Annotated in this window: 10 protein-coding genes; 6 read left to right on the top strand and 4 right to left on the bottom strand. The window is 58.8% G+C overall.

The genetic code is table 11. The annotated features are described in order from the left end of the window. The first annotated feature begins 3 nt into the window (after positions 1–3). The 6 genes from G7Y54_RS00915 to G7Y54_RS00940 all read left to right on the top strand — a co-directional run bounded on the left by G7Y54_RS00915 (position 4) and on the right by G7Y54_RS00940 (position 7433). The gene (locus G7Y54_RS00915; RefSeq protein ID WP_165075754.1) at positions 4–912 is read left to right on the top strand and encodes a 4Fe-4S dicluster domain-containing protein; all 909 of its coding nucleotides are present in this window, start codon (positions 4–6) and stop codon (positions 910–912) included. A 225-nt stretch (positions 913–1137) separates the two neighbouring features. Then, on the top strand, positions 1138–2022 hold the full coding sequence (locus G7Y54_RS00920) for a class I SAM-dependent methyltransferase (RefSeq protein WP_165075757.1): 885 nt from the start codon (positions 1138–1140) through the stop codon (positions 2020–2022). A gap of 500 nt (positions 2023–2522) precedes the next feature. Then, positions 2523–3389, top strand: a complete 867-nt coding sequence (locus tag G7Y54_RS00925) for a UbiA family prenyltransferase (RefSeq protein WP_277424347.1) — start codon at positions 2523–2525, stop codon at positions 3387–3389. A 164-nt stretch (positions 3390–3553) separates the two neighbouring features. Then, the gene (locus G7Y54_RS00930) at positions 3554–5050 is read left to right on the top strand and encodes a hypothetical protein (protein WP_165075761.1); all 1497 of its coding nucleotides are present in this window, start codon (positions 3554–3556) and stop codon (positions 5048–5050) included. Between the two features lie 89 nt (positions 5051–5139). Beyond that, positions 5140–5676, top strand: a complete 537-nt coding sequence (locus G7Y54_RS00935; protein ID WP_165075765.1) for a haloacid dehalogenase-like hydrolase — start codon at positions 5140–5142, stop codon at positions 5674–5676. A 203-nt stretch (positions 5677–5879) separates the two neighbouring features. Further along, complete coding sequence (locus tag G7Y54_RS00940) at positions 5880–7433, top strand: hypothetical protein (RefSeq protein ID WP_165075768.1); 1554 nt, start codon at positions 5880–5882, stop codon at positions 7431–7433. A 224-nt stretch (positions 7434–7657) separates the two neighbouring features. On the opposite strand, the gene G7Y54_RS00945 is transcribed toward G7Y54_RS00940, so the two are convergent. The 4 genes from G7Y54_RS00945 to G7Y54_RS00965 are packed head-to-tail and all read right to left on the bottom strand — an operon-like array spanning position 7658 to position 11456. Further along, positions 7658–8035 (bottom strand): RidA family protein, encoded by a 378-nt coding sequence (locus tag G7Y54_RS00945; RefSeq protein WP_165075772.1) that lies wholly within the window; start codon positions 8033–8035, stop codon positions 7658–7660. Between the two features lie 16 nt (positions 8036–8051). After that, a complete protein-coding gene (locus G7Y54_RS00955) occupies positions 8052–9752 on the bottom strand; it encodes an amidohydrolase family protein (protein ID WP_241159314.1) in 1701 nt (566 codons plus the stop codon). Between the two features lie 30 nt (positions 9753–9782). Next, positions 9783–10646, bottom strand: a complete 864-nt coding sequence (locus tag G7Y54_RS00960) for a YitT family protein (protein ID WP_165075776.1) — start codon at positions 10644–10646, stop codon at positions 9783–9785. 12 nt (positions 10647–10658) lie between these two features. Then, the gene (locus G7Y54_RS00965; protein WP_165075779.1) at positions 10659–11456 is read right to left on the bottom strand and encodes a sulfite exporter TauE/SafE family protein; all 798 of its coding nucleotides are present in this window, start codon (positions 11454–11456) and stop codon (positions 10659–10661) included. Positions 11457–11792 lie beyond the last annotated feature (336 nt).

Below are 11792 nucleotides of genomic sequence, written 5' to 3' on the forward strand. Positions count from 1 at the left end.
GCCATGTTCCGCATCCTCGCCGAGCGCCTGAAACAAGGCTCGCGCACCCTTGACTGGCCCCGGAAGGAGCCCGCGCTCTCCCCGCGCTATCGCGGGCGCCCCGAGCTTGCCGACACGGCGTGCGGGGACTGCCGCGCCTGTTACGCCGCCTGCCCGGCGGGGGCGCTGTTCACGCGGGCGGACGCGCCGGGGCGCACGCCGCTCTTGGACATGGCCCGCTGCATCTTTTGCGGAGCCTGCGCCGAGGTGTGCCCCGAGGGCGCCATCCGCTTCAGCCGCGACTACCGGGTGGCCGCGGCCAGCCGCGAGGGGCTTCTGGTGGGGCCGAGGGCAGCGGGAGGGGAGGGGGCTGGGGGCGCCCCGGCCGACCCGGCGGCACTCATGGGCGACCGTTTCCGCCTGTTCCGGCGCTCGCTCAAGCTGCGCGAGGTGAGCGCCGGCGGCTGCAATGCCTGCGAGGCGGACACCAATGTGCTCGGGACGCTCGTGTATGACCTCGGCCGCTTCGGCATCGAGTTCACGGCCTCGCCGCGCCATGCCGACGGCCTCGTCGTCACCGGCCCGGTGACGCGCAACATGTGCGCGGCCCTCGTCGACACCTGGGCCGCTGTGCCCCGCCCGCGCCTTCTGGTGGCCGTGGGCGCCTGCGCCATCTCCGGCGGCCTGTTCCGCGAGGCGCCCGAATGTCTGGGCGGCCTCGGCGGCACGGCCGGGGACACGGGGCCGGGTGCTCCCGCCGTGGCGGACACCCTCACGGAAGCCGGCCTCACGCCGGACATCTATGTGCCCGGCTGCCCGCCCAATCCTTGGAGCATCCTTGCGGGCATCCTCGCCCTGCGCGGCGAGGGGCGGCCGCTGATACCTGATTGGACGTTGAGCGTAGGGCCCGGACAGACGATAGTGCGGGGGTGACAAGGTGCGTGGCGCAAGAGGGGCCCATTGGCCGTGGCGGCATCCTGAAGGGAAAGGAATTTGCGGTGGCCTGTTGCAAAGAGAATGAAGGGTTGTGCCTGATAATACCAATATGTGGGAGGGCCAAGCCAGTCCTTTTTGTGGCATGGGCCGAGGGGTGGCTCGCTTGCCCGGCCAGCACAGAGCCAAGCGGTAATAAAGTTTTCAGAGCAGGTAAGGGTCGCTATGCGCATAAAAAATGATGATGGGTTGGGGACATGCCCGGTGTGTGGGGCTGAGGAATGGAAATTTTTTAAAGAAAACAATATTCCCCAAGTTCTTGAACCGGAGATGTTTAAAATTACGGATAGCCACTATGGAATTACCGGTGAATTATGGAAGTGTGCAAATTGTGGATTTATAAAATGTAGCGATGTTGATAAACCGGGAGAGTACTACACGGCTCTGGAAGATACGGAGTATGTGGATACATTTGAAGAAAGGATACTTCAGGCGCAGGGATTTTTAAAGGTCATACAGCGCTATAAACCCTTTGGGAAGTTGCTGGATATTGGTGCAGGTTGTGGCGTGCTTTTGCAGGCAGCCACCGAGCTTGGGTATTCCGCGGTGGGGATAGAACCATCCGCCAGTCTTTGCGAAGTTGGCGTCCGCCGCGGCCTTGACATACGGCAGGGCGTCTTTCCCGAAGTCGCTCCCGACAGAGATTTTGACATCATCACCATTACGGATGTGCTGGAGCATGTGCAGGCCCCGGATCTCCTGGTCCGGGAGGCTGCAAAATATCTCCGCAAGGATGGCGTTCTCTTTCTCACCACGCCCGACAGCGCTTCCTTCATGGCGCGCCTGCTGGGCAGGCGCTGGTGGCATTACCGCATCGCGCATATCTGCTATTTCAACAGGAAGAACCTGGCCACGCTCCTGGAGAATGCCGGGCTGAGCATCCTCGCCATGAACCGGCCAGTCTGGCATTTCAAGGCCGACTATCTGGTAAACAGGTTAAAGAAATATTTTCCGCTTCCCCAGGCCCTGGTGAATGCGGAAGTCTGGCGCAAATGGACCGTGCCTCTCAATCTGTTTGACTCCTGGTATGCCATTGCCGCCAGGCGTTAGTCTATGGAGCATATTCGTTTGCTGAAGAAAAACGCATAAAAAGCACAGGCCCTGACAACCGTCAAGATGGATCACTCGAGGCTCTGCCCGCGGCAAGGCCGCATGGGCCACGTTTCTCGTAATTTTCATTAACAGTCCTCATGTTAGCGCATGCAGTCAATGAGGGCTCTTGACGCAAGGAAATTTTTGCAGCTCTTGAGCGGGCGCAGATGGCCTTTATAAGCTCGCCCGGGATTTTGCGAAAACGCAAAGAGGATGCATGTCTCTTTAGGGGGAAATAGTGGAAAACGCACCACAACCAAACACTCGCGAACATCACGAAACTAAGGTCCGTGGCCTCACGCTTCTCACGCACTCTGGAAAAAAGGGGGCATCCCGATGTACCGTAAGCAGAAATCCTCTCTCTCTCTCTCTCTCTCTCTCTCTCTCGATTCCTGCCGTTTCTGCACCATCTGATCCCCTATATAAATATCGCGCGCCCGGATCACTGGTTTAAAAATATCTTTATACTCCCTGGGTTCATTTTTGGTATCATTCTTTATCCTCATTGGCCCGGATTCTGGAACCTTGTGGCGGCCTGTATTTCTGTCTGCTTTGCAGCGAGCGCCAACTATACGATCAACGAATACCTCGACGCTCCGTTTGACAGGCTGCATCCCATGAAATGTAACAGGCCCGCCGCCCGGGGCCTGATCACGCTCCCTTTTCTCCTCGTCGAATATTTTTTTCTGGTCTGCTGCGCGATCCTTCTCGGCTATGCGATAAACAGCCTTTTCGGATCCCTCATCATCTTTCTGCTCTTCATGGGGCTCATTTACAATGTCGCACCGTTGCGTGCAAAGGATCGCGCGTGGCTGGACGTGATCGTGGAATCGGTAAACAACCCCATCCGCCTGCTGCTTGGCTTCAGCATAGTGGTTGCCAACGGCCTGCCGCCGTCAAGCTTTATTTTGGGATATTGGGCGGCCGGCGCCTATCTTATGACCCTCAAGCGGTTTGCAGAAATCCGCAAACTCAAGGACCCGGATGTCATCAAGGCCTACAGAAAAAGCCTTGCCGGGTATAGCGAAAAAACCCTTCTTTCCGCAGCAATCTTTTATGCCATGGTCTCGTCGCTCTTTCTTGGAATTTTCCTCATTAAGTATAAGGTTGAAATGCTACTTCTGTTTCCTTTTATCGCCCTGTTGTTTAGCTGGTATTTCAATATCAGTCTTGCACCAGATTCCGTGGTACAAACGCCAGAAAAACTGTATAAAAGAAAATATTTTATCGCATATGTGTTTTTTCTCGGACTTTTGTTTTGTGCGCTTTGCTTTGTAAATATCCCTGAATTTGAAGTGTTTGTTTCGCCCATAAAATTTCAATGATAAAGAATTGTGGCGAAGGACGCAACATCCTCATGGCAGAGGAAGCGCAATCATCTCTTGTTGAATTATTCATAAGTATCATGATATCATGATTTAATCTATGGAAGAAAAGAGAGATTCCCTACCGCTTTCGTAGCAGGTGTGCAGCCATGTCAGGAAAAAAAATGAAAAGTATTAATTTTCCCTTGATAAATGTACTTGTTTCTCTCTTTACGTTTTTATTTGTATTTTTTACCCCCCTTGATTATTCTTTAAATAAATACGGTGGTACGTATGTCTATACTCCTGACACGGGTACCTATTTTCCCCTGTACTGGGATCCGTGGAAATCTACCCGTACCCCAGGGTATCCCCTTTTTCTCTATCCCTTTCTTGAACCACATAGAAAAGAATTGGCGGCGGCCTTTAAAATGGCACATAAGAAGCTTGCGCCTGAAGACTTTTCCACAGGTTTTCATGAATGTCTCAATGAGGCAGGCTTGCAAGGAGTTTTTGACAATATTGTTCTCTGCCAGAGATTATTGCTCAGCATCGGCGCGGCCTTTCTGGTCTATACCTGCGCCTTATTCATAAATCCGCTTGTTGTGGGGGGATGCTTTTTTCTCTGCGTCAAGATGCTCCCCCTTGTTAACCCCACATGGCTCATTACTGAATGCGTGGCCCAGCCACTGTCGTTTTTTACCATAGGCCTCCTGCTGCTGTTTTTTAGAAAAAGAAATTTTCTTTTTTTATTTTTAGCTGCTCTTTGCGCATCATTTCTATATCTTGTCCGCCCTGCGGGGGTCTACATGCTTGCCCTGGGTGGTATCTGCTGGCTCTATTTCTTCTGGAAAGACCGCTTCCACCATGTCTTTAAATTCCTCTTTTCAGCCACAGGTTTTTTGCCGGCTGTCGCGTACATTGGCTATCTCAGCATTACCTCCGGGTACCTGTTGTTTGGGACACATCCGGAATCCTCGGATCTTCAGTTTTCGTGCTACTTTCTGCAAAAGGAAGATATAGAGAATATGCCTACCTTGCGTGCAAGGGAGTATGCGAGGATACAGCTGGACAAAGTCGAGTTTTGGAAGAAGGAAATCAGCAAACTCTACTGGCCGGATTTCGAGGAGTGGCCTCGGACCAAGAGCTTTGGCTTCCTGTATAACTACAGCGCGTGGCCCATCACGTACATGCCGGAAAACGAAGTATTGAGGGAGCTGTCAAAAAATCCACAGATTGGCCCACTCAATCTCAAGCAGAGGGTGATGATGGGACGTGAGTTAAAAAAAGGCATGCTTAAGCGGCATTCATGGGATCGTATTAAAACTGTGGGCTGCAATATCCTGGCTGGATTGGGATATTACAGTGATTTTCCAAGCTCCACCCTGAAGCGCAAATATGGGTTTCCTCTTATGGTTTGCGGGTGGGGAGTGTGGTGCATCGCGCTGCTCCTCTGCCAGGAGGTTCGCTTTTGCCTGCTTTTGCCAGGGGCAGCCCATTTACTCCATGTGTTTGCCATTTCCTATGGGAATTCTATCGGATACAGGTATGTTGACCTCACAGAACCACTTTTTGCCTTTGCGGTTTTTCTCTCTTTGTGGGCGCTTGCCTGCCGCCTGTGGCAATTTTATCGAAAAACATCTGGCGCAAGAGGGAGAGAGACCATGGAGGCCGCCGGGTGATGCACCCCGGGAAGTGGGACTGTTTGCGGCGCGTTGCGCCCTGGACAAGCATACAAACCCTTGGCCGCAACTGCGGAATACAGGCACGAATGGATACTGGACTTTCCTACAACATACCGCTGGTCCTTGACCTGGACGGGACACTGCTACGCGTCGATTCAAGCCGCCACTTCCTGAAGGAAGCGTGCCTGGCGGGTGATGCCAATATCTTCGCGGCCTTTTGGAAAGGCGTCCCCTGGCTTAAGGCCTATCTTGCGTCACGTTATGCCCATACCTTGGCGCCCTCTTACTGGAATGAACCCCTTATGCGCATAGCGGAGGCCTACCGCGAGCGCGGGGCCGAGGTATGGCTGGTTACGGCAAGCCATGTTCTCCTGGCAAAAAAAGTCTTTCACCAGTTTTCCTTTTTGACCCACTTCGCCGGCTCAACCAGGCTGCAAAGGCTCAAGGGGGCGACAAAAGCCCGCTGGCTCAACGCGAGGTTCGGCACGGGCGGTTATGATTATGCAGGGGACTGCGCCAATGATGTCCCGTGCTGGAATTCGGCCCGCATAGCGTGGCTCCCTGCCGGGCTGCCGGCAAGCGTGCGGAAGAGGATTCATGACGCCACCATACGGGAATACTGAAGCTCCACAGGGCCCCCACGGATGGCCTGGCTTGTCCCGACTTGCGGCTGGCCGCGGGCGAACATGAGCGGAAAGTTGGCACATAGCGTCAGCAAGCACGGAGCGTGCGGATCTTCAAAGCCACTGAGCGCGGTGGTTGAGTTGTTTGCAGTAATATAGACGATGGACAACTTTCCCGTAGATATCGGCTCAGGAGCACAAGCATGGATGGAATGGCAAGTAAGGGTATCAATCCTTTCCTGATACGCATATTCGTTTCTCTCTTTATATTTTTCTTTGTATTTTCCATCCCGCTTGATTATTCTTTAAATAAATACGGTGGTACATATGTTCATCGCCCTGATACCTCTTCTTATCTCTCACTGTCTCTCTCCCCATCTATTTTGCTGTCGCTGGATCCATGGAAATCTGCCCGTGCCCCTGGCTATGGCCTTTTTCTCTACGCCTTCCTAGAGCCGCATAAAAAGGAGCTTGCCAATGCATTTAAAAAAGCCGGCAAGCTTCCCCCGAGTGAAGTATTTGCTGTTGGGAAGCGCCTCCCCGAGTTTATTAATGGGGAGGGTTTGCAAGGGGTTTTTGACAATATTGTCCTCGCTCAGAGATTATTGCTCAGTATAGGCGCAGCATTTCTTGTTTATGCCTGTTCACTCTACATAAATGCCCTTGTGGTTGGCGCGTGTTTTTTCCTCGGCGTTCAGGTCACCCCTCTCGTTAATGTCTCAATGCTCCTTACGGAAAGCGTTGCGCAGCCCTTGTCCTTTTTCGCTGTCGGCCTTCTGCTACTGTACTTTAAAAAAAGAAACTTTTTCTTATTATTCTTGGCTGCCCTTTGTGCATCCGCCCTTTATCTGGTGAGGCCCGCCGGCATATACATGCTTGGCCTGGGCGGAATCTGCTGGTTCTATTTCTTCTGGGAAGCACGCTTCCGCCATGTTTTTAAATTCCTCCTCGCAGCCACAGGATTTTTGCCGGCCGTCGCATATATTGGCTATATCAGCCTTACCTCAGGGCACTTGTTCTTTGGCACACACCCGCAAGGTTCGGATCTTCAGTTTTCGTCCTATTATCTGCAAAAGGAAGATATGGGGAACATGCCCACCTTGCGTTCCCGGGAGTATGCGAGGATATTTTTGGACAAAGTTGAGCTCTGGAAGAAGGAGAATGCCACAAGCGCCTTCGGGCCCGATTTCAAGGAATGGCCCCGGACCAAGAGCTTCGGATATGTGTACAACACGACTGTCTGGCCTTTGACATATGGCCCGGAAGGAGAGGTGTGGGCGGAGCTTGCAAAAAACCCGCGCATCGGCCCTCTCAGTCTCAAGGAAATGGTGAAAACCGGCCGTGAATTAAAAATAGGTATGCTTATGCGGCACACCGGTGACCGGATCAAGACTGTGGGCTGCAATATACTGGCAGGTTTGGGATATTACAGGGATTACCGGAGCTCCTCCCTGTGGGCATACGGGTTGCCCCTTATTATGGGAGCGTGGGGGGCCTGGTGCCTGGGCCTGCTGCTATGCCCGCAGGTGCGGTTTTGCCTGTTCTTGCCCGGAGCGGCCCATTTGCTCCATGTGTTTGTCATATCCTATGGGAACTTTATTTTGCCCAGATACATAGACCTGACAGAAACGCTTTTTATCTTTGCGGTTTTTCTCTCTTTGTGGGCGCTTGGCAGCCGCCTGTGGCAATTTTGCGGCACAACACGCCCCGAGAGGCGCAAGGAACCCCTGCGGCCGTCGGTGATCATCTCCGGGTAGTGAGGCTGTTTGGGGCGCGCGTTGCGCCGTGAACAGATTTTAAGCCGGCTCCGGCACTGGCGGACAGGCGCACGAAACGGGGATATTAAACCACAGGCGCCCCCGCTGGCGGCTGCTTGACGGCGGCACGCGGCAGCGACGGAAATGGAACGCACATCGGCTCCAAGCAAGGAGCGGGCTGCCGGAAAACGACAGCCCGCTCTTTTTGTGGGGAAAACCCGTGCCTACAAAACGGCGATGGCCTCCACCTCCACGCGCCCGCCCTTGGGGAGCGCGGCCACGGCCACGCAGGAGCGCGCCGGCGGGTTGGCGGTGAAGGTGCGGGCGTAGACATCGTTGACGGTCTGGAAGTCGGCCATGTCGGTGAGGAAGACCGTGACCTTGCAGACATCGTCCACCGAGGCTCCCGCCTGGGCGAGCACGGCCTTCATGTTGGCGAGCGCCTGGGTGGTCTGCTCGGCCACGTCGGGGGAGATGAGCTCGCCCGTGGTGGGCACGATGCCAAGCTGGCCGGAAAGATAGAGGGTGTCACCCTTGCGGATGGCCTGGGAATAGGGGCCGAGGGCGGCCGGGGCACTGGCGCTCTTGATGACGGTTTTCATGATGTTCCTCGCTGGGCTAGCGCGCCCATTTAAAGGTGAACACCTGCTCCACGTCGGGATGCAGGCTGAGACAAACGGGGCAGGTCAGGGTGGCGCGTTCCATCATGAGCTTCTGCTCGTCGGTGTAGTCGCGATCCGGCATGTGGAGGACCACCTCGATCCTGGCGATGCGGCGCGGGTCGGCGCTCATGGTCTTGGTCACCTCGAGGGTCGTGCCGGTCACGTCCACGCCGTTCGCGCGGCCATAGATGCCGATGATGGTCATGGCGCAGGTGGCGAGCGCCGTGGCGCAAAGATCCGTGGGCGAGAACGCCTCCCCCTTGCCCTGGTTGTCCACCGGCGCGTCGGTGACAAGGGTGGTGCCGCTCGCCACATGGACGCATTCGGTGCGCAGATCCCCGAGATATTTGGCGGTAACGGTGGCCATGCACTCCTCCTTTGCTGTGCGCGATGCCGGTACAGCATAGGGAGTGCGGGCCGGATTGTAAACGGCTTCGTGAAGGAGGAGCCAGGCCGCGAGGGTTGCCGGCAGCGCGGCGAAGGCCGCCGGCTGGCCGGGCGCCAGCGTGCCCGCGCCTGCCGGAAACCCGAGGGCCGCCGCGCCGTTGACCGTGAGCATGCGCACCAGGGCGCGGACGGGGACATCGAGATACTCGCGAAGCCACAGGGCTTCGTTGCGCACGTCAAGGTCGCTGTTGGAGGAGAGGCCGTCCGTGCCGAGGCAGAGCAAGGCGCCGCTTTGCATGAGCTGGCGCACCGGCGCGACACCCACGCCGAGATGTTCGTTGGAGCGCGGGCAGAGGCAGAGCGCGGCGCCGCTGGCGGCGAGGGTCGCGATTTCGTCCGCATTGAGCTGGACGCCGTGCACGGCGAGGACGCCCGGGCCGAGCAGCCCGAGGCCCAGGGCATAGGCCGCCGGCCGCAGGCCAGGCGCCCGCCAGCCGGCGGGAAGCACCGTGTCCTCGTAAGTGGCGCGCAAGGGGCCCGTGCCCTTGGTGAGCAATTCGGTTTCTTCCGGGGATTCCGCAAGATGGAAGCTGAAGACGCGCCCGGAGTGGGCGCACCACTCCCGCGCGGCCTGCAAAAGCTCAGGCGCCGTGGAGTAGAGGGCGTGCCCCGCTGGCGCGCAACCTGCTGTCAGTTCCGCATCCGCCGCGATTTCCGCGCGGCAGCGGGGGGGCCAGGGCCGCTCCCCGTCCACGAGCGGCGGCGCGAACCCGAACCACTCGCAGAACTGGCGCACTTCAAGCCCGGCGGCGTCACAAGCCTCGCGCACGGCCGTGAGCGCCCCGGGCGCGGAGCCGCCCACATCGCCAAGCCAATGGGTGCCGCACTCCGCCAGCATTGCGCAGGCCGCGCCAACCGCGTCCCGCCGGCGCTGTGCCTCCCCGCTCTCTACCGGCGCCACCACCTGCGGGATGAGGCTCGTGAGCCACGCCGCAAAGCCACGGCCCCACAGCGTGCGCCCGGCGAGCCATGAAAGCTGCACATGCGTGTGCGCGTTGGTGCACGCCGGCATGAGGCAGGCATCGCCCAGATCCCGCACCAGCGTCCCCACCGGGAGCCGCGCGCCCTTCCATGGGCCCACAGCCTCCACGAAGCCACCCCGCGTCAGCAGGACGGCGTCATCCACGCGGGCGAGCGGCGCCAAAAGCCCGGCCCCCCGCGCCGGCCCCTCCCCGGCGAGGGAGAACAGGCTCCGCGCCCGAAAGGCCACGGGGCGCCCGGCCTCCTCCCGGGGCACGGCCTAGCGGCCCTGCCGCGCGAACTGGCCGCCCGAGACGTAAAAGGTGTTCTCGACGATGAAGAGCGCGTGCGGGTCGATGGTATAGACGAGGTTTTCCAGCCGCTTGAGGGCCACGTTGTTGGTAACGGTGAGCAATATTTCCCGGTCGGTGCCCGAATAGGCGCCCTTGGCGCGGATCATGGTGGCGCCGTAGCGCTCGCTCGCCAGCACGGCCTCGCCGATCTCCTCGCCGCGGCTCGAGATGACCATGACGAGCTTGCGGCGGTTGAACATGCCGAGCACATATTCCAGCGTCTGCGAGGAGATGAACATCATCAGGATGGAGGCCACGATAAGGTCCGCGGGCAGGCGGAAGGCGCCGATGAGGAAAAGGCTCGCGTTGAAGAGAAAGTTGAACTGGCCGATGGGGATGTTCCAGCGCTCCTTGAGCAGGATGGCGAACACGTCCGTGCCGCCGCTGCTCCCGAGGGTGCGCAGCATGATGCCCGCGGCAGCGCCGTTGAGCACGCCGCCCACCAGCGCCGCGTACACGTCGTTGGAAAAGGGCAGCTCAAAGGTGACGAAGTAGCCGAAGAAATTGATGGCCAGCGTGCCGTAGACCGTATAGAGCAGGAAGCGCCGCCCGAGGAGGAACCAGCCCACGATGTAAATGGGCAGGCAGAGCGCGAGATACCAGACGAGCGGCGGCAGCCCGTGCGCCCAGTAGTTGAGCAACAGCGCCACGCCCATGACGCCGCCCGCGAGGAAGTTGTGCGGCGCGGCCACGCTCTGGATGCACACGGTCATCAAGAAGGCGCCCACGGTGAGCCAGAGCAGGTTCCACCAGACGGATTCGGTGAGCTTGCGGTTATAGGTGGTCAGCATGGCGCGGGCGGTCTAGAGCAGGTCCCAGAGCATCTTCAGGCCGACAACGATAAGGAAGAACGCGAAGAAGCGCTTGAGCTTCTTGGTAGGAAGCGAGTGGGACAGGCGCACGCCGATGGGCGCGGTCAGGCAGCTCGCGCAGGCGATGCCGAACAGCGCCCAGAGATGCACGAAGCCGAGGCACGCGGCCGGCAGGTCCGGCCGCCCCCAGCCGCCCACGATATAGCCAAGCGTGCCCGCCACGGCGATGGGGAAGCCGATGGCCGCGGAGGTGCCCACGGCCGTGTGGATGGGCACGTTGCAATAGGTCATGAAGGGCACGGAAAGCGAGCCGCCGCCGATGCCCACGAAGCTCGAGACCATGCCGATGACGCCGCCAACGCTTGCCGTGCCGAGGGCGCCGGGCAGGTCCCGGCTGGCCGGGGGCCGGTAGTTGGAGATCATCTGCGCGGAAATGGCGAAGAGGAAGCAGATGAAGAAGATCTTGAGGAACATGGTCGGCAGGTGGGTGGCGATGAGGCCGCCGAAAAAGGTGCCGAGCAGGATGCCGGGCACGATGTGGCGGAAGATGTCCCACCTCACGGCGCCGCGCAGGTGATGCGCCCGCGCGCTGGAAATGGAGGTGAACATGATGCTGGCGAGCGAGGTGCCGAGGGCGAGCTGCTGCACATACTGCGGGGGCACGCCCTCATGGGGAAAGACGGCCACGAGGATGGGCACGATGACCGTGCCGCCGCCCACGCCGAGCAGCCCGGCGAGCACGCCGACCACGGCGCCGCAGCAGAGGTAGATGAGAAGCGAGACGAGCATGCGGATCCTCCCTGAGGCAGTGGCCCCGCTGGCATGGCTCCTTCCCGCGCAGCTATCCCGGCCGCGCGGGCAGGCCCACGGTAGTCAATGGGCCGTGCGCCGTCAACCGCTTCACGGGAGCGGCAGGATTTTTTCTTTACAATGCCCGGTGCCGCGCCTAGACTTCGGGCATGGATACCCAGCCGCCTGCCGCTTGCGCGCGGCCTTTCGTCGCCGCGCAGACTTTTGCGCGGGCCTTGTCCCGTCCCGCCGGCCCCGCCGTCCGGGCAGCCGTTTCCCCGTTCCCGAGAGCGGGGATTTTTTTTGCGCCTGCCACGGCCCGCCGCATCACCCGCA

The organism is Desulfovibrio sp. ZJ746 (assembly GCF_011039155.1).
Taxonomy (GTDB): Bacteria; Desulfobacterota; Desulfovibrionia; order Desulfovibrionales; family Desulfovibrionaceae; genus Desulfovibrio.

Coding starts and splice junctions, on each gene's coding strand:
- G7Y54_RS00960 (WP_165075776.1), bottom strand. CDS start 10,646: ATGCTGACCACCTATAACCGCAAGCTCACCGAATCCGTCTGGTGGAAC.
- G7Y54_RS00940 (WP_165075768.1), top strand. CDS start 5,880: ATGGATGGAATGGCAAGTAAGGGTATCAATCCTTTCCTGATACGCATA.
- G7Y54_RS00920 (WP_165075757.1), top strand. CDS start 1,138: ATGCGCATAAAAAATGATGATGGGTTGGGGACATGCCCGGTGTGTGGG.
- G7Y54_RS00965 (WP_165075779.1), bottom strand. CDS start 11,456: ATGCTCGTCTCGCTTCTCATCTACCTCTGCTGCGGCGCCGTGGTCGGC.
- G7Y54_RS00935 (WP_165075765.1), top strand. CDS start 5,140: ATGGATACTGGACTTTCCTACAACATACCGCTGGTCCTTGACCTGGAC.
- G7Y54_RS00915 (WP_165075754.1), top strand. CDS start 4: ATGTTCCGCATCCTCGCCGAGCGCCTGAAACAAGGCTCGCGCACCCTT.
- G7Y54_RS00930 (WP_165075761.1), top strand. CDS start 3,554: ATGAAAAGTATTAATTTTCCCTTGATAAATGTACTTGTTTCTCTCTTT.
- G7Y54_RS00945 (WP_165075772.1), bottom strand. CDS start 8,035: ATGAAAACCGTCATCAAGAGCGCCAGTGCCCCGGCCGCCCTCGGCCCC.